The sequence below is a fragment of the Streptomyces orinoci genome (assembly GCF_003121295.1).
Classification (GTDB): Bacteria; Actinomycetota; Actinomycetes; order Streptomycetales; family Streptomycetaceae; genus Streptomyces; species Streptomyces orinoci.
Genome location: NZ_PHNC01000011.1, coordinates 103,947 through 130,689 on the forward strand (window position 1 = coordinate 103,947; position 26,743 = coordinate 130,689).

Sequence of the window (26,743 nt, forward strand, 5' to 3'; positions counted from 1 at the left end):
CCAAGTGCCGATGTACGCCCGCGAGTTCTTCGCCGAACTGAGCCTGCCCTTCGCCGACCACGTCGTCATCGGCGCCACCTACTACGCCACCCCCACCCCCGGCCCGCTCCGGCTGCGCATCGACTTCTCCCGGACCATCCGCACCGGCGAGTACGACGGCCTGCGGCTCGCCACCGTCCACCAGGACCGAGGCGAACTCGACGTCGCCGTCTTGCGGTTCGAAGACCACCACACCTTCGACCACCGCGACGCGACGCATGGCCGCACGCCCCAGCACGCGGGGTACGGCACGTTCAAGGAGTTCCGGGACCGGCCCGACTGGGTGCCATGGGAAGGCGCCCACACCAGCGGACTGCGCCACGCAATCGAGCAGTACACCACCATCTGGTTCCCCGGCGCATGGAAGCAGTCCGCACCGAGCAGGGCAACGGGCCGCACCGCCAGCAAGGCCCCATCCCCGCCGCCCTCCCGCGCCGGCCGCGCCCGCTGACAACCCCGCCCCTCCACCCACCCAGGCCCACAGCACCCCGCGGACTCCTCCGCCCCCGCTGCCCGCTGCTCCGCGCGCCCCTTCCTGACAGACAGGAGCCCCGTGTCGTCCGACCCCTTCCATCACCTTGCGCCCGACAGGGAAGTGAAGGTCCTGCCCCGCCACCTGGCAGGCTCCGGCCCCACCGACCTCCAAGTGGCCTGGCCCTTCCCCTTCGATACGGACTGGTCACTGCACCAGCCCGAGAAGGGACCGGCCCTGGCCACCAGCCCCTGCCTGCGGCTATGGACCGGATTCGTCCCCGAACCCGACAGTCCCGGCAAGGGCAAGTGGACCATCGCCGCCAACCGCGTCCCGTTCGCTGCGCCGACCTGGCAGATCACCTTCGAGGCCACCACCCCGATCGAGCTGCTGCACGACGTCCACACCGAACTGCTCGACCTCTACCTCGAAGACCGCCACAGCGACCAGACCGGCTGTTCGAGGACGACACCGCGCCGCAGGAGGCATACACGCCGCTGCTCACCCACGGCTGGAGCCACCAGGTCAAGACCGACGGCACCCAGCTCTTCCACGCCCCGGACGCTCTCGCCGGCGTGCGGCACCGCTACGCCACCACCGGCACCGACACCCCTACCTGGACGGCCTGGGCCGGATATCCCAGCGAACCCCACTGGCGCGCCCACTTCTCCTTCGGCGCGCCCGCCACGCTGGTGGCGGCCTTCACCGCCTCGCTGATCTCCACTGAGCCGGTCCGCCGCACCGTGGCCGACGTCCCCTTCCACACCCGCCGCCATCTCTACCTCGCCACGGCCACGGCGGCCCACCGGACGTCGGCCTCCTCGCCGGCCGCCGCGCCCCCTGCGGGCCCGGCCCCGGGCCGAACCGGCTGACCCCCGCCCTCACACCGATCAAGGAGCCCCCTTCCTCGTGCACGCCCGCATCGTCCGCCGCGCCGTCCGCTCCGCCGCCATCGCCGCCGCGGTGACCGGCACGCTCACCTGGGCGCCGGCCGCCACCGCCCAGCCGACCGCACCGGCACCCACCTCCACCGCGTCCGCCGCCTCCGCCGCGACTCCCGCACCCGATGCGGGCAGTGTCGCGATCACCGCGAAGGACCCGGCCGGGAACGTCCTTCAGGGCGCCTCGTTCCTCCTGCTCGATGCCACCGGCCAGGAGGCCGGACGCGGGAAGACCGACGCCCACGGGGCGTTGGCCTTCACTGGCCTCGCTCCTGGCGTGTACCGGCTGAAGGAGACCGCCTCCGGCAGCCCGCTGCTCGACATCGTCGCCGACCAGGACGTCATCGTCACCCCCGGCGCCACCGCCCCGGTGACGATCAACGACTCGTTCAAGGCTGCCCAGGTCCAGGTCACGGCCAAGGACGACAAGACGGGCACGCTGCTGCCCGGCGCCACCGTGACCATCGGCACGGGGGATGCGACCGTGCTCACTCTCACCACCGGGCCGGGCGGCACGGCCTCCGGCGAACTACCTATCTCCAGGGGCAAGCAGGAGTTCTGGGTCAAGGAGATCAAGGCCCCCGCCGACTACGACCTTTACAAGCCGGTGAAGACCTTCACCGCCGCTCCCGCAGCTCCGGTCACCGTGACCATCACCAACACCAAGACCCCGGCCACCCCGACACCCGACCCGACCGGCAAGGCGACGGACAAGCCCACCGACACCCCGTCCACGCCCGCAGACAAGCACGGCCACCACGCAACCCCTGGCGGGCCCACGCCCACCCCGACCGCCTCCGCCACGCCCGAGGCCGACTCCTCGCCCGCCCCGGCGGCCAGCACGGCGGACGACGCGACGCCGAACGCCCCGGCCGGCTCCCTCGCCCACACCGGCGCCGACGCCTCCCTGTGGCTGCTGGGCGGCGCCGCACTCCTGCTCGCCGGAGGCATCGGCGTCGTCGCCGCCCGCCGCCGAGCTGCGCCCGAGACGGAGCCCGAGCAGGACACGGGCGACCAGACGCGCTAACCCCCACGACCACTTCGCCCAGCAGGCCCCCGGGAAATCTTCCCGGGGGCCTGCCGCGTACCTGGCAACCGATGCAAGGCGCAGCCCCGATCGGATGGGGCCAGGTCGTTGCCCTCGCCGACCAACCTCTACGGGCCATCCGGTCGATGTGGCAGCCCAGAAGCATGCAGGAGCCGTGTGCGGCGGCGCGGGCGAGGAGCGGGTTCGCGGTGGAGTGCGATGAGGGCGGCGTCATCGGTGAGGCGTCCGCCCACGTGGGCGAGCAGGTCGCGCCGCAGGTCGTGGACAAGCACCTCCGGGGCGCAGTCGGCCCAGCAGGCCGCCCGCTCCACCAGCGGGAAGAACCGGCCGTCGGTGTCACGGGCCTCGATGAATCCGTCGGTGTAGACCAGGAGCGTGTCGCCGGGCTCGAAGGAGAACGCTTCCACGGTGTAGTCCGCCGGGCCGCTCCCGCTGATCCCCAGCGGGATCGCGGGGTGCAGGCTGGGGACGGTGACGGCACGACCTCGGCTGATCAGCAGGGGCGGGGGGTGGCCGCAGCTGGTCATCCGGGCGACGTGGTCGTGGTCGGGAACCTCCAGCAGCAAGGCAGTGGCGAAGCGCTCCCCGGCCTCCTCGGCCGGCTCGAAGTCGGCCAGGTAGCGCGTCACGCTCTCCTCCAGGGCCGCAGCGAGCTCCGGCAGGGTGGCGCGCTGATGCGCGCTCTCGCGGAAGGCCCCTACCAGGACGGCTGCCTCGCCGATGGCGGACAGGCCCTTGCCCCGCACATCGCCCATCAGCACCCGCACACCGCCCTCGGTGCGCGTGGCGGCATACAGATCACCGCCGATCTGCGCCTCATCTTCGGCAGCCAGATACAGGCACGCCACCTTCAGTGGCCCGAGTTGCTGCGGCAGCGGCCACAACAAGACGTGCTGCGCCGCCTCGGCCACCGACCGCACCTGGGCCAGCTGCGCACCGCGCCGCTCGCGCGCCAGGCAGAACGACACCGCCAGGACCGAGAGCACCACCAGGGTGACGAGCTGCACGATGTGGTTGGCCGTGGACAGGCCGCCGTGGAACACGGCGATCACCAGCTGGGCCGCCAGGGCCAGGGCCGCGATGAGCCCGGTCATCCGGGGCCCGGCGAACGAAGCCATCAGCGCGGGCGCGATCACCAGCGCCGGACCCAGGTGGACATCCGCGGGAGCGCTGACGTCCACCACCGTGATCACCACGACGAGCACGACCGGGACCACCAGCATCACACGGCTGGCCTGCCGCGCCTGCCACCAGACAAGCCAGCGCTCCCGGGAGCCCATGCCCTCCACCCTGCCCCCTTCGGTGCCGGCCAGCCACCGCGCCCACCCGGCTCCAGACCGGTCAGACACCCCGACTCACCGCCGGCGCCAGGACGAGGCAGGAACACCGGCCGCCCAGCAGCACGCGGCGGAGGTGCCCCGTGCCATGTCTTCCTGGGCGACGATGTATGCCTTGTCCAGGCTCATGGCAACGTTGATCACCGGAACCACGAGGTCGGGTGCCTGCTGCACGACGGAGCTCGCCCGTCCCGCGACGGCCAAGGCACCTCGGAGTTGTTCCTTCAGGGAACGCGCGGTCTGTTCCCTCGGGGAACGGCCGTCTTGTTCCTTCAGGGAACACGCCTTGAGGGTGATTACCGCGATCTGTTGGTTCCCGGTGGCGAGCGGGAGGGGGCCGTCGCAGTTCGCCTGGGGCAGACAGCAAAGATCCACGAAAGACTGGCCAACGCGGGCAGGGGCATGTCAACGTAGACGACCTCTTCGCAGAAGATCGCAGGTCAGAGAGGTGATCGCCGTGACCGTAGCTCCCGTCAGCCCTGGATTCTCCACCACCGTCGAGGCCCTGCGGCTGCGTGAGTGGCGGCTCGGACCGGGCCAGCCCACACTCGTCATCGACCAGTTCTCCGCCGCCGACTTCAACCTGGTCGTCGACGACCGAGCCGACGTCCACGTCAGCTCGAAGGACGGCCGCTTCTACTGCGGCTGGTTCCCGCAGGGCCGCCCGGGCACGGACGGGGAGGGCTGGAAGATCGCCGTCACCGGCACGGCCAAGGTCCCCGGATACAGCATCTCCTTCGACACCGAGACACCGGCCGAGATAGTCGCCGCCGCCGTGGCCAGGGTGCTGGATACCTCCCGGCCCCTGTGAGGGCGCAACCGGCCCCGGCTGCCCCCCGACCGGTACGCGCACCCGTCCCGCGCCCCGTCGCGCGACACTTTGCCGCCCCCAGCAACCCCGTACCCGAAGCCAAGGAGGCTTTCCGTGGAGCACCCGGAGATGACCGTCGGCGATCTCATCGACCACCTGTCCGCCTTCGACCGCGGTATTGCGCTGCGGCTGGCGATGAACCCGTTCTTCCCGATGGCGCACCGCCTCGAACAGGTCGTCCAGGCCACGGACGAGGCAGGACAGCCCGTGGTCTACCTGGCCGAGGTGCGGGATCCGCAATCCCAGCTCGGGCATCTGCCCCCCGAGGTCGCCGTCGCCCTGACCTGGCACTCTCCCGTCCAGGCGCCCCCGCGCCGTCAACGCCGCACCGCACGCGGCAAGTAGAGCCGCACCGAAGCCTTTGGAGGCGCCCCTGAACCCCGACCTTCCCCTCGATCCGCCGGCCGGGAAAAGCTCCCAGCGCGCGTACTGGGTCGGTCCCCGGCACCTGGCCGGTGACGACCAGCGCCTCTACGACACGGTCGCCGACACGCTCGCCGGCCTGGGCTGGACGAGCCTTGCGATCGTCCGTGGACGCCAGGAGCCGGACGAGGCTCCGGAGGACCGTCAGGTCCTGCGCAGCACCGTCCTGCACATCAGCCCCGACACCCTGCGGTGGGCCCAGTGGACGCTTGCCGACGAGCCGTTCCACCTCGGCGAGCTGCCGATCGCCTGGCAGGTGTGCGCCCGCGCCGACACCAGCAGTCCGCTCGCGCAGTGGTCGGCCTACTTCACCCCCGACGTCCCCGGCGAGGTCCTGGCCGACTTCCTCCTCGCACTCGACGCCCGCGATGGGCCCGCCGAGCCGCTCGGCGGGCCCGAGCTGGTCCTCGACGCCGTCACCGCCCACGGCTGGCTGCGCGACATCGACCAGCCGAACGCGGCAGCGACGGATGCGACCTTCACCTCCCACCTCAGCCTCGGCGAGGTACCGCCCCTCATCCAGGACGCCGACCCGCGCACCCTGGTGGCCGAGGCCGACGCGGAGGGGCCGGCCGGATGGCAGGCATGGGCCGAGCCCGTGCTGGGCGCACCGTGCCTGTGGGCGGCGTCGTTCGCGGCCAGCGTGCCGCACGATCTTGTCGCCGCGTTCGCCGCCTCGCTCAGCTCGACCGCACCGGTCCTGCGCCGGGTGCTGCCGGAGAGCACCAGGGACCGGCTCCTGCGCGCCCCGGCCTGCTGAGCGCCGGCGATCGCCCTGGACCCGATGAACGAAGCCCGGCCTCCCCCGATTGTGGGGAGGCCGGGCTTAAGGAGAGCCGATCCGGCACTCAGCCGCAGGGATTGATCGGCGGTGTCGAGTAGGTTCGCTCTCCATCCACGACGAGCTGACCGATGATGTCCCCACAGCCCAGGCTCTGGTTGTCCCACGCGAAGGATTTCGTCTCGTTCGGATACTGGGTGAACCAGCCGTTGTCCCAGTGGTCCTCACCACGGAACGTGTACTTGAAGCGGGCCGTGATGTGTCCGCCTGAGGTCTTGTGGTAGCTCACGCCGACGGTCGATCCGTTGACCTTCAGGCACAGCTTGCCGTTGTTCAGGCTGTTACAGGTTTCCGTCACTGCTGCCAGCCGAGCCTCAGCGCCTCGGCTCGGTGAGCCGGCGAGAACGCGAGATGTGACGGCAGGTGTTGCGGCGTGGGCGCTCGCGAGTGTGGGGGCGGTGCAGACGGTGGCGGCGGCGAGGGCGGTGGCGAGGAAGGTGCCGGTGCGCTTGAGCATGGACATGCCTTTTTCTCCTTTGGTGTGGCCATATTGGCCTGTGATGGTTGAGGACGGGTCCGGTTTGAGCGTTCGCCCGTCAGGAGTGGACGGTCGCGGTGGCGTCGTCCACATCGAGGGTGTCGTGCGGGGTGTTCTCGTACATCTCGGCCCGTAGGTGGTGGAAGCCGTCGGCAGGGATGCGTTCGGTGACGGTGACCTTCTGCCATGTGCCGGGCTGGGCGGTGAAGGCGTTTTCCGTGTGGTCTGCGGTGCCGTCGCCGAGGGCCCACAGGGCCAGGTGCCCTTGGTAGGGCTTGTTGTTCTCGGGACGGACCCACAGGGTGAAGGTGTAGGTGGTGCCGGGTTCCATGCGGCCGCCCCAGATGTCCTGGAAGAACGAGGGGCCTTGGGCGGGGTTGAGCGAGCCGGTGTTGACAGCGCCGTGACACCGGCCGCTGTGCGCCTTGCTGTCGCAGTAGGTGGTGAGGTTGGACCCCGGCGTCATGGACCATCCACCGCCATCCTCGAAGTCGGCGTTGTTCAGCAGGTTCTGCGACGGGGCGTTGTCCGTGATCTTCCGGTAGTGGTACGGACGGTAGTCGCCGTCACCGGAGTAGGGGTAGGACAGCTCGCGCTGGACGGCGGCCTTGATGTTTCCGCCTGCTTCTTCCATGCCTTCGTAACGGGTGTGTTCAGCGTTGGTCCAGGCGATGAAGATGACGACGTGGCCTGGTTCACCGGGCGCGGGAGGGAGCATGAGCAGGATGTCGCCGGTGGCGAGCTGGTCCTTGGAGATGGGGTCGGCGACTTTGGGAAGCTGCCAGGTGGCCGGACCGCCGTCATCGGTGCTCAGGTGCCAGGCCATGGAGACGAATCCCGAGCAGTCGGTACGGTAGCCGTCCTTCCTGTGGCGCGGGCTGTCATCCGAGAGGTACGGCACGTGGGCGTCGGTCCAGGTCTTGGCCCGCTGGATGACCTCCCAGCGGCTGATCGGCCCACCCGTCTGGGAGGAGACGGCAGGTGCTGCCGAGGCCAGTGGGGCGGCGAGCGGGGCGGCCAGCGCGGTAAGGAGCGTGGCGAGAACCGCGCGGCCGACTAGGTGTGCGAGCCGGGTGCGAAGTGGCGGCATAGATGTTCTCCGAGAGCGTTGGGGGCAGTGTCGGGAGCGGAACCGGGATGGCTGTTGGGTGACGCCGCGCCAGGCCCCCCGATGTCCGGGTTCGGGTCCCGGTGTCCTGGCGCGACGTCGGCTTGAGGCGGATCAGCCGTGGTGGGCGAAGTCGGCTGCTGCGGCACGGCCGTTGACCACGGCCTGGTCGTGGTCCTCAATGACCGCGGGCCGGGTGTGGGGGAAGACGATGTAGGTCACACCTTCGCGGGCGCCGCCGGTGTTGGGGTTGTTGTTGATGCCCAGCGCGGTGGCGGTGGCGTAGGAGGCTTCGCCGATCTTTTCTTCCTTGCCGGTGTCGCCGAAGACCGCGTATTCGACCTGGCCCTGGTAGATGACGGCGACGACGTCCCCGGGGCGGATGCCGGCGGTGGTGTAGTTCCAGATGGCGCTGTGCCAGGGGAGCACGACATACGGGGTGACGGCGGCGTCGAAGGGCTGGTGGTCGGATCGGTGAACGGCAGTGTCGTTCCTGAAGTGCTTGTCGGTCGCCTCGCTGCACTGGGCGGTGCGCTGGCCGTCGCAGTCGATGGTCATGGAGGAGGTCCAGAAGTAGGCGCCGTTCGCGCCGCCGCAAACCGGGACCGGGGCCTTGGTCATGGCGTTGTGGTAGGCGCCGTGGGAGACCTGGCGGCAGGTGGCGGTCGCGGCCAGCAGGTCGGCGGCGGAGGGGACCCCGTTGTCCGGCGCCATGGCCGCGTGCCGGGCGGTGGTGGCATGGGTGGGGAGGGCGAGGGAGGTGAGGCTGAGCAGGGCGGTGGCGGCGGTGATGGCCAGGCGCGGCCAAGTCATGCGGGCAGGCGGGGTCATGGATTCTCGCGATCTCGTGGTCTTTGATCCGCCGGGGCGGGACCGGCTGGTTGTGAACTCCGGCCGCTGACGGGGTTGTAGAGAGAATCGGCGTCCCGGCGTCCCGGCCACCTGAGCCGGTTGTCCCGGCGATGTCCCGGTCGTGTCCCGGGCCGGGCGGGCTGTTTCGTCAGTCGGCCAGGCCGGCGTCCCGGGCACGGATCGCGGCTGTGGTGCGGTCGCTGACCTGGAGTTTGGCGAAGATATTGGAGACGTGGTTGCGGACGGTCTTCTCCTTCAGGCCCAGGTCGTGGGCGATGCGGCCGTTGGTGTGGCCGCGGCCCAGCAAGGCGAGGACGTCGCGTTCGCGTTCGGTGAGTCCTGGGAAGGATTCGCGCGCCGGCTGGGGGCTAGTGGTGAGGCAGGTGATGAGGAGCTCGGCCATCCGTGCCCCCACGAAGGCGCCACCGTCTGCCACGACGCGCACTGCGTTGATGGTCTCGGCCATGCCGGCTTCTTTCAGCAGGTAGCCGCGTGCACCGGCCCGCAGTGCGGCCAGCGCGGTGTCGCTCTCCTCGGACATCGTCATGACCAGCACTGCTGGGCAGGCGGCGTCTGGGCGTGGGGCGTCGGGTTCCTCCGCAAGCGGGCCCGTCGGCCTGCCGGGCGGGCGGATTTGGGCCGTGAGGGCGCGGGTGGCGTCGATACCGGAGCCGTCCGGCAGGTGCAGGTCCATCACGATGACCCGCGGACGCAGCTGTCCGGCAGCAGTGAGCGCCTCCGCGCTCGTGCCGGCTTCCCCGACGACGCGGATGTCGGGTGCCGTCTCCAGGGCCATGCGCAGGCCGGCACGGAACATCGGGTGGTCATCGACCACGAGCACGGTGATCTGTGTGTCCGTCACAGGGTTCTCCAAGGTCGCGCACCTGGTGATCGAGAGGAGGTGTCCGCAGTGGCAGCGATGACTGGCGTGCCCGGCGGTGCTAGGGCAGTTGCGAGGGAAGTCGTACGCGCACGGCAGTACCGCCAGAGGAGGCCGGAGCGATGGTGCATTGGCCGCCGATCTCCTCCGCGCGTTCGGTCATCGACCGGCAGCCGATCCCGGTGGTACTCGCCGACACGGCAATGCCCGCCCCGTTGTCCACCACGTCCAACTCCAGCCAGGAACCCTCCGTTCGCACGCGCAGTTCGGCACGGTCGGCGTTGGCGTGCTTGACAACGTTGGTCAGGGCCTCGGCGACGATCCGGTAGGCAGCCACTTCTGTCGCGGCGGGAAGCGCCGGCAACTGCGCGGGAACGGCGACGGTGATGCGGGTCTGTGGCCCTGAAAGCCTGCTGGCGAGCTGCTCCAGGGCTGCGCTCAAGCCCAGGTCGTCGACCTCGGTGGGCCGCAGATCGTCGGTGATCCGCCGCACGTCGCGCAACGTCGCGGCGGTTTGTTCAACAGCCTGGCCGATCAGCTCTGTGGCGGCGGAGTCGGCGCCGAGGTGCAGTGCGGCCGTCTCCAGGCGGAGGCGGATGCCGGCGAGCGCCGGTCCCATGCCGTCGTGCAGGTCCCGGCGCAGGCGGCGGCGTTCCTCCTCGCGAGCGGTCACCACACGTTCTCGGCTGGCCCGCAGTTCCTCACGCAGCCGTAGTCCAGCCACAACCGGCGCGACCTGATCGGACAGTGCCTCGAGTACGGACCGGTCTGTGCCATCGAGCCCGGTGTACCCAGGCCGGCAGGCGACTGCGAGCTCGCCGACCAATTCACCGTGGTGCCACAGCGGCAGCTCGCACAGCACCATGTCCGGGGACCCGTGGCCCACATGGGCCAGCAGGTGCTGTCCATTGCGGGTGTATGCCTTGAGCAGGGCCATCGGCAGGCCCAGCCGCTCGACCACGGTACGGCATACCGATTCCGCGACCTCGTCGGCATTGGATCGCTCGCGCAGCTGCCCGGCCAGGGTCCGCACCGCTTGGTACGGGCCGGCACGGCGGCCGTAGAACAGCCAGTCGACAGCCCGCCACAGCAACGCGGCCAGCGGGCGCAACGCCAGCACCGACAGAGCGGCAGCGAAGGCTGCGCTGGTCGCTGGTTCCCCGTGGTACAGCGCTTGCCCCACGGCGAACAGGGCCCGGTAGCTGGCGAAGAGCCCAATTCCCAGGCCCACGATGACCAGGAGGCGACGCAGCATCCGATCGTGCTTGGTGAGGTCATCGCGGGCCAGGGCCGAGGCCGACATCAATGCCAGCCCGAGAACGGTCGGGCCGCTTGTGGCGAAGTCCAGCCAGGCAGGGTTACGGACGTGGAAGAACTGCTGGCCGAGCATGTCCGTGATCGATACGGCCCAGTACACACCGAAGCAGATCAGCAGCACACCCAGCTGACGCCGCGCCAGCCCCTGGCAGTGTCGGATCCGCAGCGCCAGCCCGACAGTGAAGGCTGCGGCCATGGTCCGCGACATCCAGACGATCAAGGCGCCCAACTGGCCCCACAGCGGGTGATGTTCGGCGGCCTGCCAGTGTTCGTCCGGGGCGTGCAAGCAGTACCAGACAAACGGCGTGAGGTAGGCGAGGTAGGCGGTGCAGACGGCAGCCACAGTGATCTGCCGGAGGCGGCCTGGCAGCAGCCGGGCCGGGAACCACAGCGGCAGGAGGGCCAAGCCCCCATCCTTGGTAAAGGCTGCCACGGCGTACAGAATCTTGCGCAGGCGGAAGGACACGGCGTCGCCGGCGGGCACATGCAAGTCACGTAGATTCCCGAGCACGTTCGCCAGGCCGATGATCCCGAACGCAGCACCTACCAGCAGCAGCACCCAGCCGGCACCATGCCGCCGGTCCCGTCGCAGGACCAGCGCTCCCGCCGCCGCTAGGCATACCGCGAGCAGCAGGTTGTGCGGGAAGGCCCTCACGAACGACAGGTGCCTTTCGACGTGGTACATCACCGTCAACGCGACGCCCGTCACGGAAGTCCCGACGGCCACCAAGGCGAGCGCCGTGATGCCCAGGAACGCCACGGTGCCGCCCGCGGATCGGGCCGTCCTTACTCGTGCGGCGGGCGAGGCCAATGCGTCATCCACATCAGGAATGCTTGCGAATCCCGGCCTCTGGCCACGCGCACACAACCGGCGTTCACTCGCACGGAGACAACCGCCGCTGTTCAGGTTGTCGAAGACCGGCCCGCAACGTCAGCGGGCAAACGTCATCCAGTCGCCTCCCTGCTGCCACCGGACGGCCACGGCACGGCCGGGATCTGCGAGGCCCGGGTGAATAGTGCAGTGTTCCGGCTCTGCCGCGGCAAAGAGTCCAACTCGGGGTCGGAGGACAGCGCGTCAGCGGGCTGCTGACGCCTTGGCGAGGGCCTTGCCGAGGTGCTGGTCGACCAGGGCCGGCGCGCCGGAGACGACGAGGAGCAGGCTGCCGTCGCGGATCGCGGTCTGCTTGACGACGCTGTCCTGGCCGCCGGCGGAGAAGGTCAGCAGCTGGCTCCACTGCTCGTCGCCGAGCCGGGGCGAGGCCGTCTTCTGCGCCGTGACGTCGATCGCGCTGCTGCCGGAGAGGACCTGGTACGCCGGGCAGCCGGTCATGGCGTCGAAGATCCGGCCGGTGCCGTCGGACAGCTTGGCGGGGGTGTCGCTGTACAGCTCCTCGGAGATCTCCGAGTCGCTGCCGCCGCTGTAGGTGAAGGCCGCCTTCGCCTGGCGGGGGAAGTCGAGCGAGCCGCCGGTTGCCGCGTCCGCGCCCAGCTTGCTCAGGGCGGGGCAGCCCAGGACGGTGACGTCATCATGCTGAGCGGGGGTCTCGGGCTTGCGGGTGTATCCGGTGCCGAGGTCGCTCTCGTCGAGCAGGCGGGTCTCCAGCGCGGCCGATGACAGCGGAGCCTTGCTGGGCTGGGCGGCGGCCGGGGTGCCGGTGTGGGCGGAGGAGGGGGAGGCGGGCTTCGCCTCGCTGGGGTGGGTGGAGCAGGCGGGCAGGGCGAGGAGGGCGACGGCGGTGAGGCCGAGGGCGGTGGTGGCGACGCGAACGCGCATAGGCGTTTTGACCCCTTGGTGCTCGGTGACGGTTGGGCAGTGTGGGCCCGTGGGGCCCGGGAAGGGGGTCGAAGGGGGGTGGGGGGTCAGCGGTGGCCGAGGTGGCGCAGGCCGTCCTCGAACGTCGCGTGGATCGCGTCCCCGGGGCCGGCGTGCCGGTTGTACCAGGCGGTGTCGAGCCGCATCTCGTGCTGCTGGTGGCCGTCCCGGCAGCGCAGCCAGACCTGGTCGCGGGTGGAGAGGATGAGCCAGTCCCGGTACGCGCCGCATTCGGCGCAGGCGACGACCTCGCCGTCCAGGACGATGGGCCATGGCCAGGGCATCATCCGGCCTTCAAGCTGGTCGTGGCTGGGGACACGCAGTTCCGGCGGAAGGAAGTCGTCCACCATCGGCACCGGCTCCGGTTCGACGGGCTGCTCGGCCGTCTGCGTCTGGACGACCGGCGGTACCTGGCCATCCATCCGCAGCCACGCCTCGTAGTGCTGGCGCTGCATCTCGCTGAACTCCTGCTCCCGGCGGCGTCGTATCCGGCCAAACACCCTCGCGTCCTCCCTCGTCCCGTCCTGCACGCGTCATGATCGTGCCCGAGGCTCGCTCGCTCGTTCAATTCACAAAGTCCACAGTCGAGGAGAGCGCGCGAGCCCCGTCCACCTGGCTGTTGCCCGTCGGGCCACGCACAGGCCGTGGCACGCGGCTACCAGCATCGCGAGGTCGCCGCAGAGGCCAGCCGGACGAAAACGGGCCAGCCAGTGGTGGCGATGACGGTGGCGGGCCGTGGCGTGAACACCGGTTGCCCCGTCGCGTTCTTCGGTGCGTCATCCGGTTCAGGGTCTGCGGCGGCGGCCGGGCGCGAGCACTCCTGACGGCTTCTGGCCGTGCGCACGGTGGCGACAGTGGCCTGGGGACAAGGACCGGAGACGGCGATGCGGGCGAACGGCGCGGAACCCGGGCGCAGGTCAATGCAGGCCGCCGCCCCCTGCCGGGGCCGCAGGACGACGAAGTCCTGCGCCCCGCCAAGCTCGCGCACGCCTACGGACAGGGTGCCCGGCATCCACAGGCCGCGGCCCGGCATGCCGCGCAGGGCGCGCCACCAGGGCTGGACCGACACCTTCTCCACGGCCGCCAGCGGCACGCGCACGTTCCCGCGCCTGGCGGCGGCCTTCTCCCACCAGGCCAGCCGGACGACCAATTCGTCCGCACGGACTGAGAGTTCGGCCATGACCGCACACCTCCCTTTCTGCGCGGTGCGTCACCTCCCGCCGGTCACCGTGGCCCCTGCGTGGACGCCTCCGGGCCCGGCTGATGCTCCGAGGGCATGGAAGGGGTGGGCTGGGTGTGGGCGGAGGCGCCGAGCAGTGGTGCCGTCTGGCGCTCGGGGCGGTGCCCGGCCTCGATCTTCTCCCGCGGTGTCCGGGCAGGTCCGGGCGGTGTGGGGATCGGCCGGCGGGCCAGGAGCCTGCCCACCCAGTGACGGCCGCACCGCGGGCACGGTGGGGCTCCGGCCGGAGTGTAGGGGGAGGCCACAGCGATGCCGTCTTTGGAGAAGTACTCCCACTCGTGGCCGGTGTCGTCGCGGTAGTGCTGGACGTCGTAGTCGGTGCTCCACTCGTGCCAGCACTGGCCGCAGGTGAACTTGACGCGTTCCACTGCCAGTTCGGTGATCACTGTGTCCACCTCCTCCGCAGGTAGCGCGACGGACGTGGGCGGCTGCCATGGCCCTAGAGGCCGCGTGCGACGGCCCGGACCGTGGCCTGGTTGAACAAGCGCCGGGCCCGGTCCGGCGCGGCTGCGGTCAGCTGGTGATCTGCTGGGCCCCGCTGTCGCCCCTGCTGATTTCGATCTTGCGGGGCTTGGCCGCCTGGGCGACCGGGATCCGCACGGTGAGCACCCCGGCGTCGTAACTGGCCTCGATCTTGTCCGTCTCCAGAGTCTCGCCGAGGAACAGCTGTCGGCTGAAGGTGCCATACGGACGCTCGGCCACCACCATCTCGCGGTCGTCCGGCTGCGGGGACGGGCGCTCGGCCCGCACCGTCAGCACGTTCTGCTCGACGCCAAGGTCGATGCTGCCAGGATCGACCCCGGGCAGGTCGAAGTGGATCAGAAAGGCGCCGTCGGCCTCGTAGGCGTCGATCGGCATGGCCGGCCGGGCCGCGGTGCCGAACACTTGCTGGGCAAGTCGGTCCAGGTCACGGAAGGGATCGGTACGCATCAGCATCTCGGGTCACTCCTTCCGGACAGTGACTGCGACTCTGCTGCGGGGCGGCTTCCGCGGAGCGCACCCACCAATCCATATACGACCCTGTCCGGCGCTTTGGCAACCACTGCCCGGTCGCGTGCGCTGCGCGTGCTTGGCGGTGCGCTGTCCGTCCTTCAGTAGCAGGTCCCTGCCACTCACGAGAGTCGGCGCCCCGCCGTCCTTCCGGCGAGGATTTCCCAAAGTTGAGTCGGAAGTTGTCAACTTCATAGAGGTGGGCTATATAAGGGTGGTGTCGGAACTGAGCATCGGCCCGGATCCCAACGGTGACAAGGAGGCGATGACGACGATGCTGATGCGTACCGATCCCTTCCGTGACCTCGACCGTCTGACCCAGCAGCTGCTGAGGACCGCGGCCCGTCCCTCGGTGATGCCGATGGACGCCTGGCGCGAGAACGACTCGTTCCTCGTCCGCTTCGACCTGCCCGGCGTCGCAGTGGACTCCATCGACCTGAATGTCGAGCGCAACGTGCTGACCGTGCGCGCGGAGCGCAAGCCGACGGTGCCGCAGGACGGGGACGTCCTGGCCGCCGAGCGGCCCTCGGGTACCTTCACCCGGCAGCTGTTCCTGGGTGACTCCCTGGACACCGAGCACATCGACGCCTCGTACGACGCCGGTGTTCTGACCCTGCGCATCCCGGTCGTCGAGCAGGCCAAGCCGCGCAAGATCGCCATCAGCGGCGGGGAGCGCGCCAAGGAACTGCACGCCTGACCCCGATCAAGGCGGCTCGCCGCCCGTGGCCAGGCCCGGTCACGGGCGGCGAGCCGACCTTCGGCCCTCAGCGACGCGAGTCGAAGAAGGAGGTATGTGTGGACGCGATCGCCTGGCTGCTGATACCCCTGGCCGCCGAGCGAGGCCGCCGAGGACATGGATGGGCCGACCTGCGGCGCTACCACCACAGCCGGACGGCGCTCAGCCGCATCGTAGGCGAACAGAGCTGAGTCTCCCGGCGGCTCCCACCAGTGCCGAACAGGCATCCCGGACACCATTAAGCACCCCCCGGCGCTGGCGGGGGCACACTGGCAGCAAGGGAGGTGAGGGTCATGCCCGGCCAGCGCCCGCTCACGGACCACTACGCGGTGCTCGGCGTATCGCCGTCTGCCTCCGGCCAGCAGATCACCACCGCATACCGGCGCCTGGTACGCAGCCTGCACCCCGATACCGCAGACGCCGCAGCGGCGACGCACGACGCCTTCGCCGCCGTCGTAACCGCCTACAACGTTCTCCACGATCCGCGGCAGCGTGCCGCCTACGACGCCGACCGCGCCCGCCGCGGCACGCCGAGCCGGCCCCAGGGCTCGGGCCAGCCGATACCCGTTCGTGTGCACCGCAGCCCCGGGCCAAGCCTCACCGGCAGGGCGCCCAGCGGATACAGCTCCGACGGCTACCCGGTACTCCTTTGGACTGCACACGACCTGTCCGAGCAGATCCTCAGATGGCTCCGGATAGAGGTTCCCTGGCTGTGAACCATCCCGCACCAGCGCCAACCGCCCGGCTGCCCTGAGCCCGTGCGGCGGGGACTCGTGACCGGTTTACCGGTCGAAGCCGACTGGCCCGTCAAGGCATGCCGGGTCAATGACGCGGGCCGTGACGGTCCTGCCGCGCCGGGGCGCTGTGGCCGACTCCGGCCGCCCGGCCCGTACGGTTCGGCGAGCCCTGCAGGGGCTGCCCCTCGGCCGCCATGCCGGTGGTATCCGCAGGCAGATCGGCTGCCCGGCGCAGCCGCCACACCAGGACGTCGCTGACGGAGGCCGCCGTGTCCAGTTCCCGCCGCCCGGCGGCGTCGGCGAGCAGGGCGGCCGGGTCATGGCCAGCGGCCTCGGCGTCGGCGAGGGTGGCGGCGAGCGCGTACCAGCCGGGCTCGGCGAGGATCCGCTCGGCCAGCTCCGGCAGCGCCTCGCGCAGCACCGCCGTCTGCCGCTGCCGCAACGCCCGGCCCAGGCGCCGACCGCGCTGGTACAGGGCCCCCAGCGGCTGGGCGGCTGCGGCCTGGTAAGCGGCGCGCAGGTGCTCGGCGGCCTGGCGGGCGGCGGCAGCCTGCTGGGCATGGTTCTTCTTCGCATGCCAGTGGGCGGCGGCGGTGATGAGAAAGAACAGCATGTCGATCGCCATCGCGGTGGTCGCGCCATCCTCGCCCCGGCCCAGCGCCGGCCCGCCGCGGACGAGGTCACGCGCGGCCTGCCGCAGCGCCCGGTCGTGACCGCGCTCGGCACGGACATGGGAGCGGGAGGCACGCTCGAACGCCCAGGCAGCCTCGCGCAATTCGCGCCGGGTGTGAGCGGCGGAGGTCTTCGCAAGCGCGTCCAGAACCTCCCCGGCGGCGGCGATGTACGCGGCGGCGACCGCGTCGTCGCCGTGCTCGATGACCAGCACCGCCGCCCACGCGGCCGAGGCCGCCCGCCTGCGGGCGCCGGCCGGGCCGCTCGGCCCCGCAGGGGCGGGCGCCTGCGGGGGCGCGACGTCCTGGTCGCGAGCGTCGGCGGACCAACGCTCCCGGATGCGCGGCAGGGACAGATCAGGGGCCAGGCGGGCGCCGGGGTAGAAGACCGGTTCGCCGTCCTTGTTGCGGTCATCGGGGAGAGCGACCTTGTACCCGAGCAGGTCACCGGAGGGGGCGACCCGCTTGCGGATCAGCAGGCCGGCGGCGGCCAACCGCTCGAAGAACTCGCTCTCGCTGGTCACACCGGCCACCGCGCGCCGCACCGTCTCACGCAGCTCCTCCCGCGCGGTGCGCTCCCGGCCCTGGCGCTCGGCCTTGTGCCGCTCGGCGCTGGTGGGCCGCTGGGCTGCGGTGCCATCGCCCTTGTGAAGACGGCGCAAGCCCAACTCCACTTCCAGGACACGGGCCTGGGCCTGGACCCGGGCGGCGTCGTGGTGGAGGTCAGGCTTGTAGCCGTCCTCACGGACAAGCGTGGCGACGATGTGGATGTGGTCATCCGCGTGCCGGACGGCCACCCACCGGCAGCCCGCTCCCTGTTCGGGATCGTCGATACCGGCTGCGGCGACCATCCGGCGCGCCACCTCGCCCCACTCCTCGTCGGTCAGGATCCGGTCCTCGGCGCTGTTGCGGACGGACAGGTGCCATACGTGCTTCTTCGGCCGCTTGGCCTGGTCGATGTTCTCGACGGGCTGGTCCAGGAGCTGCTGGAGCTGCTTGAGGGTGGCAGACGGGTCGCGGCCGGGGTCGGGAGCGTTGTGGTCCCACGAGGCGACCAGATGCGGGTCGATGTGCTCCTCGTGCTTCCCGGGCCCGTAGAGGTAGGAGAGGAGACCGATGGTGCGCTGCCCGCGCTTTTGTATCCGGGGGATCATGCTGCAGTCCGAGGTGGTTGCTGGAAGTGGCGGGATGCGGGGCGTTGAGGGGCAGCCAGGTCAGCGCTGGTCCAGCAGTCGATCTGTGGCTGCCTGTACGCGGGTCACGGCGCGCTGGACCGCCGCGACGACCGCGTCGATTTCCGCTGGCTGGCCACCGGAGTTGATGGCCCGGGCTATCTGGTTGAGGTTGTTGCCGACTTGTCCGAGGTGCCGGCGAGCGGCGAACAGCTCGGCGATCAGCTCGCGGTGGCCGGCGATGGCGGCGGCGGTGCTGTCGAGGTCGTGAGCGGCGGCGAGACCGCTGCGGGCGAGGAAGCCTGGCAGGCTCGTACGGGTCGCGGTGGCGGCAGCGCTGAGCAGGGTTTTCTCATCGTCGTTCAAGCGGACGCTGCAGACGTAATCACGCTTGTGCGTGGGCGGCTTGGGTGAGCGCTTGCGCGAGGCTTTCTTCGCGGCGCGCGGCTTGCGCGGTGAAGGCGTCTCCTCCGGCTGCGATCCGCCCTCGGTCGCTGCCTCGCGGACCAGCACCCCCCGGTGCTGGTCCGCTCCCGCCACCCCCGGGGCGGGCTTGGCCAAGGCGCGCTTCCCCGACGGGGAAGAGTGTCTTGGCCGATAACTTGCTCGCCCCGCGGTCGAGTTGGAGTTCGGCGAACTGTCGTCTGAAGCGGGGGTGGTGTGCGGGGTCGTCACTGCCCGCCTACTTGGGCGGTGTGGATGATCTCCAGGATGTCGAGCACGAAGTCGAAGGCGTCCTCCGCGTCGGTGAGGTGATGAACGCGCTCGGTGGGATGGATCTGGACGAACCATTGCCCGTCCGGGCCGTCGACGGCCGAGTGGAGGACGCCATAGGTCAGGAAGGTGTGCATGAAGGCCCAGACCAAGCGGTCCTCGAAGCGGTCGGGCGCAGACGCGGTCGTCATGGTGAAACTCCTGTGGCATGAGAGGGGCGGTGGCCCGGCGCGAAGCCGGGCCACCGTGTACGGATAGGGGCTTTGTGCTGCTGCTTTGGCCGGTTCAGCCGCACTCGGGGCAGCGCCCGACGTGGCTGCTGAGCGCCCTCGCCATCTGCTCCCTCGTCGTGATCGCGCGCTTCGCGCTGGCCTTCCCTGACGGTTTGTCGGCGTGGCGCTCGGAGTGGGAGCTCAGGATCTGGATCTCCCGCTCGTAGCCGTTGCGGGTGATGGCGAATTGGCGGCAGGTCTTCATCGGGTGGTGCTCCTTGTCGTGCTGGTCGTCTCGCTCCGCAGTTGCTGGAGAACGAGGCTGAGTCGGTCGTTCCGGCCGCCTGTGAGGCCCTCGCGCCGGAGGATCTCCCGCAGCTGGACGCGGGTGACGGCCTCGTTGCCGTCCCGGGCGAGCAGCTCGGGGACGTGCGGGCGGACTTGCTGGACGAGCTGGTCCACGGACTCCTGCAGCTCCCGCGAGGGACGTTGCGTACGCGGGGTGCGGGACGGTCCGCTGCGCTTGCTCTTGCTTTTGGCCTTCGTGCTCGGCTTCTGCCGCAGGGAGACCGTGTGTCCCCGGTCCCCGGTGGGGTCGGTCCCCGACTCGGCGCCCTCCGGTCCCCGGTGCCCGTCAGGGGCTTGACCAGGGGATTCGTCCGCGGGCTGGCCGGTCCCCTCGCCGCCATCGAGGACCTGACCGGAGTCCGGCTTGAGGGCTTCGGTCCCCGCGGCGCGGTCCCGGTCCCCGGTGCCCGCGTCACGGTCCCCGGCTTCGGGGAGCGCCTTTCCGCTCGCATCGGGGGCGGTCTGGGGGACCGGTCCCCGCTCCAGCGGTTCCCGGTCCCCGAGTGCTTCGGTGTCGGCGTGGGGACCGTCGATGGGGACCGCGGTGGTTCCGCTGTTCGACGGCGGGACCGTGGCGGTGCTCTCGCCGCCATCGTGCGGGGACCAGGGGGAGGGCAGGGGGACCGTGGCGAGCGCGAGTGCGTGCCGGCGCGCGGCGAGCTGGTCGAGCAGGGCTGCGCGCTGGATGGGGTCCGTGCCGACCGAGGCCCGGCCGATCGCCTTCGACAGCTTCCGTGTCAGGCGCCGTCCGCTTCGGCTCTGTTGCTGCTTGGGGGTGCGTTCGGCGAGGCGGGTGGCGAGGGTGACGGCGCGGGCGGTGGCGCGGTCGCGGGTGATCTGTGCGGCGTCGCGGTCCCGGGCGGCGATGCCGAGGCGGGACAGCAGCCGCTCGCGCGCCTCCCGGCCCAGCGTGGCGATCAGCCCGTGGGAGGCGGCGCCGGGGGTGCGCAGCCGCAGTTCGATGCCCATGGCCAGGTGCCACAGCATCGCCGCCATGACCGGGCCGACGAAGGCGCGGACCGTGCCGCCGACAGGGCCGCTCTCGGCGTAGGCGGGGATCACCTGCACGCCGGTGACGACCCAGACCAGGGTGCCCGGCAGCCCCGGCGCCCCTTGGGCGGCCAGGTTCTCCCGGGCCATCAAGGCGGTTGCGAAGAGTGCCAGTTCGGCGGCGCCGAACATCGCGCTGCGCTCGGCGGTGCCGGCCATGTTCAGGTAGTCGGCGGCGAAGGCCCAGCTGGTGTCCGCGCTGTAGGCGGTGCAGCCCAGCGCGGCGAGGGCGGCGACCGTGACCGCCAGGCTGCGCGAACGATTCTGCGGGCGCCTTCCGCGGTGGCGCATCGCCAAGCCGGTCAACGCCAGCGCCAGGAGGGCGACGGGGACGCCGATGGTGAGCAGGGGCAGGTCCAGGATGGCACCGAGGGCATGGGCGGGGTGGGTCATACGGCCTTTCCGAAGGGGGCGTGCGCGGAGGTCGGCTTCACCGGACGGAACACCGGCTCTTCCCGGGCGGGCTCAGCAGACGCCGGCTGGCTCGTCGTCGGTGCCTGCGGCTTCCTCTTCTTTTTCTTGGGACTTGGGGGCACACCCAAGTTGCGGTCCCGGGCGAAGACCTTGTCGGCGGCCTCCCGCAGCAGTTCCTGGGCGTGCTTGCGGCCGATCTGCAAGGTGAAGGCGAGCCGGTCGGCATGCCAGCCTCGGGCGTAGGCGTGGTCGATGACGTTCTGCCGTTCGGCCTCGGTGAGGTGCACATCGCGCCCGTTGAAGACCGCCAGCACCCGCGTGTAGTCGAGACGCTGCTCCAGCCCCTTGTGCCAGGGGCGGCGCTCGGCTGCGGTCAGCCCGCCCCAGATGCCCTCTTTCAAGTCGTTTTCCAGGGCGTAGTTGAGGCATTCGCGGCGAACCGGGCAGGCGGCGCACAGCTCCTTGGCCTCGGCGATGGCCTGGTGCTGCCGGGGCAGGGGGAAGAAGGTGGCGTCGGCGTCCTCGACGTCCATGCCGTAGCACGCGCCGCGGGGCTGCCAGCTGGTGTCGCCGATGCCGCGCAGGCCGGTGGCCGGCGCGTGGTGGGTGGTGATGTAGCGCAAGGCGGTCTCCGATGTACTGCCGCGTCGGCCGCGCTGGGCGGCGGGTGGACGCGACCTCGGTGCCGGCTGCGGTGCGGAGCGGGGGGCCGCAGCCGGGCGGGACGGTGGCGGGTGCGCCGGTCAGGCCATCGCCAGCTGGGCCTGCTGGGCGGCGGCGAGGTCGAAGCGGCCGGGGTGCGGGGTGGCGCGCGGGGCGTTGCCGCGTGCTCCGCCGTCGGGGCCGATGCGCCGGCGGCGGCACGGCTCGCCTGCTTGCGCGTGGCACCACTCGCACCTAACCGAGAGCGCGTCGGGCTGGCCTGCGGCGATGGCCGCCTCCCGGGCGGCGCGGGCGGGCCGGTAGGGCGCCAGGGCGGCTCGGGCGTGCGGCGGGATGCAGGAGCCGATCTCCTTCAGCCGCGCTTCCAGCTGCGGGTTGAACCGGCCGCTGGTCAGCTGCCGGTGGTGGGCGGGTGCCGCGGTGCCCGAGGCCACGGCGCGCCGGGTGCCGACCAGTTCGGCGGTCCAGGCCGCGTGGTCGTCCGGGTCAGCGGACGGGAGGGGGTCGGTGTGCCGGTCCAGGCGGTCGCGCCGGTAGCTCTCCCACGGGCGGGCGATGTCCGCGGGGACGATCTGGTACGGCGAGGTGCGGATGTGCTGGCGGGCGGCGACCCGGGCATCCCAGCCGTGCGCGGTGGCCATCGGCACGTCGCCGAGCAGCTCGTGCCACTGGGCGAGTTGGTCTCGGGCCTCGCCCTGGTCGGTGCGGATGGTGCGGGGGTCGAGCCGGCCGATGTAGGCCAGCAGGGCGGCGATTTCGCGGCGGTCCACGGCTACTGCTCCGTTCCGGTCGGCTCGCCCAGGGCGGCGAGGAGGGCGGCGGTGTGCGCCTCGGCGCGGGTCATGCCTGCCGGGGCGGCGCCGTTGCTGCCGGGCGGGGCGGAGGGATTCGGGCGGGCCGGGGCGTGCTCGCGGGCCACCCAGGACCGCCAGTCGGCAGCCCAGGCCGCCGCCGATCGGGGCTTGAAGTCGGCCCGGTGGGCCCGCCATTTGGCGTCGGCGGCCTGCAGCCCCGCCTCGCCGAGGCGATCGAGGTGTCCCTGCTGTCGGGCCCAGGTGTGGCTGGCTGGGTCGACCTGCCACTCGCTGGCCGAGGTGACGGCAGCCCCACCACTACTGCTGCCTTTACGGTTCACCTTCGGTTCACTTTGGTTCTGGGGTACGGAATCCGTACCTTCCTTGGTGCGGATTCCGACACGTCGAGGGGTCGGAATCCGTCGCGAGGGGTCAGATTCCGCACCGGTCGGATTCCGCCGGGACGGGTCGGATTCCGTACCCTTCTTGGGCCAGATTCCGTACCGCCGCAGCCTCCTCTTCGCCTCCTCGTCCAGCTCGGGGACCGGGTCCGTGTCCGCAGGGGGCTCGACGTAGGCGTCGGGGTCGTCCTTCTTGGCCGCCGCGACCTTGGCCAGCCACGCGGCGGCACGCGGCAGGCGGTAGACCGTGGCGCGCTGCGGGCCCTCCAGGTCATCGAGCAGCTCCAGCTCACCGCTCTCGGCGAGCGCTATGAGCGCGGTCCGCACGGCGGTACGGGAGGCATTCGTGCGCTGGATCAGGCTTGCCAGGGAAGCCCAGGCGACGCACTGTCCGTCCGGCACGCGGTCGGCGATCGACAGCAGGACCAGACGCGCCACTCCCCGGCTGGAGCTGTGCTCCCACCCCCACTCGCGGGCATCGACACTCATCGGCCGCTCCCGCCTACGACGCGATACCGGAGGCCCGCCGAGGCCGTCGTGGCGCGCTCACGGCCGGGCTGAGTGGGCATCGAGGGGTAGGGGCCTGCCGCACAGGCCGGGATGCCGGGCCTTTTGCGTAGGGCAGAAGGCATGCAACACTCTCCTTCGTGGTGAAACCCGCGCCGGTGTGCCCCGTGGAAAGGGCCGGTGCGGTGACGGTGGGTAAATCTCCGCCCTGGCAGGGGCAGGAGTGCCATTTGGCGCTCGGCGTCCGGGAGTTACAGCTCCTTGGGCGCCGTCGCTGTTTCCGGGCCTATGCGGCCCGGCTGGAATGCGTGTCTCGCGTATCGCTCCTCGTGCCGTCGGCTGCCGGGCCAGGTGCCCGGCGAGGGACGACGAACATATGCGTGACCCGCTTCAAGATCCAGACCTTGTTCAAGAACTCTCCACAGGTCGCAGTGGAAGGGCGCCTGCACCTGGGGTGGAGGCAGTCGACCGAAACACGGGCAGCAGGCGGATCGCTCCGAGCATTCCGGAGATGATCTTCACTCGACCCCCTGTGTCTCAAGCTGTGCCTGTTCGCTGTGCCGGCTGGTAGGAGGATTTAAGTCAAGCCGACAAGAGGGCGTCAACGACTTCCTTTTGTCCTGTTTATGCGAATAGATTGCTTGGGCGGTACATGCATATCCACCTGCCGGATGGGTCGTAAGTTGCTTGCGGGGGAAGCGAAATGAGGAGTTCTGTCGGGCGAAGGAATGTGTCCGCCGGCGTGGTCTAGACCGGGCTGAGAGGCGGAAGGGGAAAAGCGGCAAACATTTGCCGCTTTCGTAGCCTCAGTCGAGGCTGGAGGGGGAGTCTGTCCGTTTACGGGGGATTGGTGCCGATGTGTTGTGTTGCTCGTCCTTGAACTGGGCATTTCCGGGGGGTGCATGGTTGGTGGAGCCAGCGGTCAAGATCATTTGAATCCTGCGTATCGTCTACCGAGACAGGACAGGGGTGGGGGTTAGCGATTAGGCTGCCCTCTTTTTCATGCCCGAATTCGGGTTCACCCCGCTAGGTCGATGACACGAGAGCGAGGGCTGATGGTCGCGCAGATGCGGACCGACGGCAGCAACGACGCTGTTGGGAAGGAGGTCCTCGCAGTACGGCCCGACGGAGTCGCCGGTCAGTACATGGGCTTTGGCGCGATGCTGAAAAGGTGGCGCAAGGCCGCCGGCCTCATCCAGCCGACTACCGCGAAGGCCCTAGGCATCAGCGTCAGGACCTACCGCAACATCGAGCGCGGTGCGACGCCGCGGTTCACCCGGGCCCAGTGCGAGTCCTTGGCCGAGGTGCTGGGCCTCGACCAAGAAGAGCGACACGCCCTGCTCCTGCACAATGTGGGCACCTATCTTCGGACACCGGCGGAGGGCCGCCAGGAAGTGCCGTCCGCGTTGCGGTTGCTTATGGACGGTCAGATGCCCAGCCCCACTTACCTATCGGACCGCAACTGGAACATCCTTGCGTACAACCAGGCCATGGCCGAACTGTGGCCCTGGGTTATGGAGCCCCGGGCCAACCTGATCCGCTGGGCCCTCACAACCGCCGAGGGGCGCGCTACCTACCACGACTGGCACAAGCACGCCACGGTCTTCGTGCGGATGCTCCGCTTCGCGCTCACTACCCACGGCGATGACGCGGATCTCCAGGAACTGATCAAGGACGTCAGGAGGAACCCTGACGTCCAGCACATCTGGGAATCGGACGACGACCTGGTGGAACACCGCGATGGGCATGTCTTCCTCGCCACCGTGCCGACGCTGGGCTGGCGGACGATCGAGATCGTTAGCCACGTGGCGTACCCCGCGATCATGCCCGACTGTAAATTCGTAGTCATGACGTGGGTTGAGGCTGAGGCTGAATCAGACAGCCAGCGGGATGCGCTGGGCGGCGTGCGCAACGCCTGGGCGAACGAAACCCACAACGCCCAACACGAGCGGGACAGGGCCCAGGAACGGATCGCCGAGGCCGAACGGCGTCGTGCCGCCAAGGTGGCCACCGCCCGCCTTGTGGTGGAGAACCCGGACAAGGCCGCAGCGCAGGCCGGAAAGGGGGGTATCCCCCTGCCGGCTCTCAGCCGCCTTGTGGCGTCCGACTGTCAATTGACCCTCTCGCCAACTCAGCGCAACGTGGTGTGGGCCGTCGAAGAGGCCCCTGGGGAATGGGGCGTCACGAAGGTGTCACCCGCCACGGTGATTGCACGCGTACCGAGGGGTGCTCTACAAGCGGAGGCCCGGGCGGAGTTGAAGGCTCTGACCCGGCTGGCATTGCCGGGTCCCCGCGACGCAGCCGCCTCACGCATCGAGCAGCTCCTCGGTGAACTCCATGAGGAGCAGTGCCTGCTCCGCGAAATCCAGGCGGAATTGTCTGAGCCTGACCACCTGCGGCCCGGCTGCGAAGATGTGGCCAGCCTAAGGTGAGCCGCAGCTCGGTTTCACGCTGCCGCCGCCCTGCGACCGACCCTTCGTAGAAAGTCTTTCCGTTGCACCGCTACACGTATACCTGCCCGTTGCGCTGGGCCGACGCCGACGCCTACGGACACATCAACAACGCGCTGTTTCTCCAGTACATGGAGGAAGCACGCACACGCATGTTCGCGGAGGTGCTCCCCACCGACGAAGAAGGCCGCCGCCAGAAGGCGTTCGTCGTCGCCCGCTCGATCGTTGATTACCGGGCACCCCTGCAGTACCGGGATGAGCCCGTCGATGTGCACGTCTGGGTCGTCAAGGGTGCTGCCGCCAGTTTTGAACTCGGCTACGAGATCCGCGACGCCGATCAGCTGTATGCGGAAGCGACGACCACGATCGTCGCTTACAACCTCAACACTGGACGGCCCCGCCGACTCTCGGACGATGAACGCGCCTTCCTATCGCGATACACCAAGTCCTGAACGGCACTTCGGTTAGCGCATTCGAACGTAGCCCAGTCGCACGAGGTGGAGAGCGCCGTAACTCCCGCGCGGAACCAGCCGGATCAGTCCGCAGCGGTGCAGCGCGCGATCACGGCGGCCAGCCTCTCCTCGCTCAGAGCGAGGTGCGTGGAGTCGAAGCGTTCAAGTGGCGCGTGATGACGACCTCGATGAGGCAGCCGGCCAGACGGAGGAAGGCTTCGTGGATGTCGGCTCGTCATTCCCTGCGGATGCGGAGGCGTTTGAAGCCGTAAAGCCAGGTGGGGGTGCGCTCAACTCGCCATCTGCAGGTGCCCAGTCCGGTGCCGTGGCGGGTTCCGCGTTGGGCGATCGTGGGTATGACGCGTCGTTCGCGGAGTCGGTCGTGGCAGATGTCGTGGTCGTAGCCCCGGTCGGCAAAGGCGTGTCCGGTTTGCGGCGGGATTCCCGACGCGGGGCCCTTACCTGGCTGGAGTCGACAATGGCGCGTGAGCAGTCCAGTTTCAGTGCCGCGTTGAGCTCGGCCAGGAGTGCTTCGTGGAGCTGCTGCAGGACGCCAGTTTCCAGTCCCGCAGCCGTTGCCAGCACGTCATGCCTGAGCCGAAGCCTAGCTCCTAGGGCAGGTACTCCCACTGGATCCCGGTATGCAGCACATACAGGATCCCGCACAGCACCTGCCGGTCCGGCAGCCGCCGCTGGCCCGGATGCCGGAACTTGCGCTCTTTGTGGGCGCGGTGGGTGTCGAGTGGGGTGGTGACTCCCGTGGAGAGCCACA

The 26,743-nt window shown here is 70.2% G+C and carries 30 protein-coding genes and 2 pseudogenes; 12 read left to right on the forward strand and 20 right to left on the reverse strand.

Going from position 1 to position 26,743, the window contains the following annotated elements:
• Positions 1 to 10: 10 nt before the first annotated feature.
• From CV755_RS09140 to CV755_RS09150, 4 genes and pseudogenes are all read left to right on the forward strand, one after another.
• Entirely contained in the window at positions 11 to 490 is a 480-nt protein-coding gene (locus CV755_RS09140; RefSeq protein ID WP_338323638.1) for a hypothetical protein, read from the forward strand.
• 195 nt (positions 491 to 685) lie between these two features.
• A pseudogene (locus tag CV755_RS35950) lies at positions 686 to 874 on the forward strand (DUF317 domain-containing protein); the annotation flags it as partial.
• Between the two features lie 212 nt (positions 875 to 1,086).
• Complete coding sequence (locus CV755_RS35955) at positions 1,087 to 1,383, forward strand: DUF317 domain-containing protein (protein ID WP_241561071.1); 297 nt, start codon at positions 1,087 to 1,089, stop codon at positions 1,381 to 1,383.
• A 37-nt stretch (positions 1,384 to 1,420) separates the two neighbouring features.
• Positions 1,421 to 2,479 (forward strand): MSCRAMM family protein, encoded by a 1,059-nt coding sequence (locus tag CV755_RS09150; RefSeq protein ID WP_109279668.1) that lies wholly within the window; start codon positions 1,421 to 1,423, stop codon positions 2,477 to 2,479.
• Between the two features lie 128 nt (positions 2,480 to 2,607).
• Here the strand turns inward: CV755_RS09150 and CV755_RS09155 are convergent, their stop codons facing one another.
• A complete protein-coding gene (locus CV755_RS09155) occupies positions 2,608 to 3,780 on the reverse strand; it encodes a PP2C family protein-serine/threonine phosphatase (RefSeq protein ID WP_109279669.1) in 1,173 nt (390 codons plus the stop codon).
• 514 nt (positions 3,781 to 4,294) lie between these two features.
• Between CV755_RS09155 and CV755_RS09165 the strand changes: the two genes are divergently transcribed.
• The 3 genes from CV755_RS09165 to CV755_RS09175 all read left to right on the forward strand — a co-directional run bounded on the left by CV755_RS09165 (position 4,295) and on the right by CV755_RS09175 (position 5,891).
• Positions 4,295 to 4,648 (forward strand): SPDY domain-containing protein, encoded by a 354-nt coding sequence (locus CV755_RS09165; RefSeq protein WP_109279761.1) that lies wholly within the window; start codon positions 4,295 to 4,297, stop codon positions 4,646 to 4,648.
• Positions 4,649 to 4,762: 114 nt separating this feature from the next.
• Positions 4,763 to 5,053 (forward strand): hypothetical protein, encoded by a 291-nt coding sequence (locus CV755_RS09170; protein WP_109279671.1) that lies wholly within the window; start codon positions 4,763 to 4,765, stop codon positions 5,051 to 5,053.
• A gap of 16 nt (positions 5,054 to 5,069) precedes the next feature.
• Complete coding sequence (locus CV755_RS09175) at positions 5,070 to 5,891, forward strand: SPDY domain-containing protein (RefSeq protein WP_109279672.1); 822 nt, start codon at positions 5,070 to 5,072, stop codon at positions 5,889 to 5,891.
• An 88-nt stretch (positions 5,892 to 5,979) separates the two neighbouring features.
• On the opposite strand, the gene CV755_RS34155 is transcribed toward CV755_RS09175, so the two are convergent.
• The 10 genes from CV755_RS34155 to CV755_RS09225 form a co-directional block, all read right to left on the reverse strand.
• On the reverse strand, positions 5,980 to 6,435 hold the full coding sequence (locus CV755_RS34155) for a hypothetical protein (protein WP_153068623.1): 456 nt from the start codon (positions 6,433 to 6,435) through the stop codon (positions 5,980 to 5,982).
• A 73-nt stretch (positions 6,436 to 6,508) separates the two neighbouring features.
• A complete protein-coding gene (locus CV755_RS09185) occupies positions 6,509 to 7,540 on the reverse strand; it encodes a carbohydrate binding domain-containing protein (RefSeq protein ID WP_109279674.1) in 1,032 nt (343 codons plus the stop codon).
• A 132-nt stretch (positions 7,541 to 7,672) separates the two neighbouring features.
• Positions 7,673 to 8,371, reverse strand: coding sequence for a glycoside hydrolase family 75 protein (locus tag CV755_RS09190; protein WP_109279675.1), 699 nt, complete (start codon positions 8,369 to 8,371; stop codon positions 7,673 to 7,675).
• Between the two features lie 187 nt (positions 8,372 to 8,558).
• A complete protein-coding gene (locus CV755_RS09195; RefSeq protein ID WP_109279676.1) occupies positions 8,559 to 9,272 on the reverse strand; it encodes a response regulator transcription factor in 714 nt (237 codons plus the stop codon).
• Between the two features lie 79 nt (positions 9,273 to 9,351).
• Positions 9,352 to 11,430, reverse strand: coding sequence for a sensor histidine kinase (locus tag CV755_RS09200; RefSeq protein ID WP_153068624.1), 2,079 nt, complete (start codon positions 11,428 to 11,430; stop codon positions 9,352 to 9,354).
• Between the two features lie 252 nt (positions 11,431 to 11,682).
• Positions 11,683 to 12,381 carry a hypothetical protein gene (locus tag CV755_RS09205; protein WP_109279678.1) on the reverse strand — a complete coding sequence of 233 codons (699 nt, stop codon included), beginning with the start codon at positions 12,379 to 12,381 and terminating at the stop codon, positions 11,683 to 11,685.
• 86 nt (positions 12,382 to 12,467) lie between these two features.
• Positions 12,468 to 12,875 carry a hypothetical protein gene (locus CV755_RS09210; RefSeq protein WP_241561072.1) on the reverse strand — a complete coding sequence of 136 codons (408 nt, stop codon included), beginning with the start codon at positions 12,873 to 12,875 and terminating at the stop codon, positions 12,468 to 12,470.
• A 200-nt stretch (positions 12,876 to 13,075) separates the two neighbouring features.
• Positions 13,076 to 13,600, reverse strand: coding sequence for a hypothetical protein (locus tag CV755_RS09215; RefSeq protein ID WP_193553380.1), 525 nt, complete (start codon positions 13,598 to 13,600; stop codon positions 13,076 to 13,078).
• 44 nt (positions 13,601 to 13,644) lie between these two features.
• Positions 13,645 to 14,046 carry a hypothetical protein gene (locus tag CV755_RS09220; protein WP_109279679.1) on the reverse strand — a complete coding sequence of 134 codons (402 nt, stop codon included), beginning with the start codon at positions 14,044 to 14,046 and terminating at the stop codon, positions 13,645 to 13,647.
• Positions 14,047 to 14,173: 127 nt separating this feature from the next.
• Positions 14,174 to 14,596, reverse strand: a complete 423-nt coding sequence (locus tag CV755_RS09225) for an Hsp20/alpha crystallin family protein (RefSeq protein WP_109279680.1) — start codon at positions 14,594 to 14,596, stop codon at positions 14,174 to 14,176.
• 328 nt (positions 14,597 to 14,924) lie between these two features.
• Between CV755_RS09225 and CV755_RS09230 the strand changes: the two genes are divergently transcribed.
• The 3 genes from CV755_RS09230 to CV755_RS09235 all read left to right on the forward strand — a co-directional run bounded on the left by CV755_RS09230 (position 14,925) and on the right by CV755_RS09235 (position 16,102).
• A complete protein-coding gene (locus CV755_RS09230) occupies positions 14,925 to 15,347 on the forward strand; it encodes an Hsp20/alpha crystallin family protein (protein WP_109279763.1) in 423 nt (140 codons plus the stop codon).
• 98 nt (positions 15,348 to 15,445) lie between these two features.
• On the forward strand, positions 15,446 to 15,577 hold the full coding sequence (locus tag CV755_RS36665) for a hypothetical protein (protein WP_277751791.1): 132 nt from the start codon (positions 15,446 to 15,448) through the stop codon (positions 15,575 to 15,577).
• A 102-nt stretch (positions 15,578 to 15,679) separates the two neighbouring features.
• Positions 15,680 to 16,102: a J domain-containing protein gene (locus CV755_RS09235; protein ID WP_109279681.1), complete on the forward strand. Its 423-nt coding sequence runs from the start codon at positions 15,680 to 15,682 to the stop codon at positions 16,100 to 16,102.
• A 106-nt stretch (positions 16,103 to 16,208) separates the two neighbouring features.
• Here the strand turns inward: CV755_RS09235 and CV755_RS09240 are convergent, their stop codons facing one another.
• The 8 genes from CV755_RS09240 to CV755_RS09275 all read right to left on the reverse strand — a co-directional run bounded on the left by CV755_RS09240 (position 16,209) and on the right by CV755_RS09275 (position 23,051).
• On the reverse strand, positions 16,209 to 17,948 hold the full coding sequence (locus CV755_RS09240; RefSeq protein WP_241561073.1) for a relaxase/mobilization nuclease domain-containing protein: 1,740 nt from the start codon (positions 17,946 to 17,948) through the stop codon (positions 16,209 to 16,211).
• A 60-nt stretch (positions 17,949 to 18,008) separates the two neighbouring features.
• Positions 18,009 to 18,479 carry a plasmid mobilization relaxosome protein MobC gene (mobC, locus tag CV755_RS09245; RefSeq protein WP_241561074.1) on the reverse strand — a complete coding sequence of 157 codons (471 nt, stop codon included), beginning with the start codon at positions 18,477 to 18,479 and terminating at the stop codon, positions 18,009 to 18,011.
• A gap of 158 nt (positions 18,480 to 18,637) precedes the next feature.
• Positions 18,638 to 18,871 carry a hypothetical protein gene (locus CV755_RS09250; RefSeq protein ID WP_109279682.1) on the reverse strand — a complete coding sequence of 78 codons (234 nt, stop codon included), beginning with the start codon at positions 18,869 to 18,871 and terminating at the stop codon, positions 18,638 to 18,640.
• 94 nt (positions 18,872 to 18,965) lie between these two features.
• A complete protein-coding gene (locus CV755_RS09255) occupies positions 18,966 to 19,157 on the reverse strand; it encodes a hypothetical protein (RefSeq protein WP_109279683.1) in 192 nt (63 codons plus the stop codon).
• Positions 19,154 to 20,683 carry an ICP22 family protein gene (locus tag CV755_RS09260; protein ID WP_109279684.1) on the reverse strand — a complete coding sequence of 510 codons (1,530 nt, stop codon included), beginning with the start codon at positions 20,681 to 20,683 and terminating at the stop codon, positions 19,154 to 19,156. The genes CV755_RS09255 and CV755_RS09260 overlap by 4 nt, the downstream gene beginning before the upstream one ends.
• Entirely contained in the window at positions 20,680 to 21,327 is a 648-nt protein-coding gene (locus CV755_RS09265; protein ID WP_109279685.1) for a WhiB family transcriptional regulator, read from the reverse strand. The genes CV755_RS09260 and CV755_RS09265 overlap by 4 nt, the downstream gene beginning before the upstream one ends.
• A 120-nt stretch (positions 21,328 to 21,447) precedes the next feature.
• On the reverse strand, positions 21,448 to 22,137 hold the full coding sequence (locus tag CV755_RS09270) for a zinc finger domain-containing protein (RefSeq protein WP_109279686.1): 690 nt from the start codon (positions 22,135 to 22,137) through the stop codon (positions 21,448 to 21,450).
• 2 nt (positions 22,138 to 22,139) lie between these two features.
• Positions 22,140 to 23,051: a helix-turn-helix domain-containing protein gene (locus CV755_RS09275; RefSeq protein ID WP_109279687.1), complete on the reverse strand. Its 912-nt coding sequence runs from the start codon at positions 23,049 to 23,051 to the stop codon at positions 22,140 to 22,142.
• Positions 23,052 to 24,124: 1,073 nt separating this feature from the next.
• Between CV755_RS09275 and CV755_RS09280 the strand changes: the two genes are divergently transcribed.
• Together CV755_RS09280 and CV755_RS09285 are read left to right on the forward strand one after the other, a co-directional pair.
• Positions 24,125 to 25,501, forward strand: a complete 1,377-nt coding sequence (locus CV755_RS09280) for a helix-turn-helix transcriptional regulator (protein ID WP_241561075.1) — start codon at positions 24,125 to 24,127, stop codon at positions 25,499 to 25,501.
• 89 nt (positions 25,502 to 25,590) lie between these two features.
• Positions 25,591 to 25,971, forward strand: a complete 381-nt coding sequence (locus tag CV755_RS09285) for an acyl-CoA thioesterase (RefSeq protein ID WP_241561076.1) — start codon at positions 25,591 to 25,593, stop codon at positions 25,969 to 25,971.
• A gap of 133 nt (positions 25,972 to 26,104) precedes the next feature.
• Here CV755_RS09285 and CV755_RS37120 read toward each other — a convergent pair.
• Positions 26,105 to 26,639: pseudogene (locus tag CV755_RS37120) on the reverse strand (transposase); the annotation flags it as partial.
• Between the last annotated feature and the right edge of the window lie 104 nt (positions 26,640 to 26,743).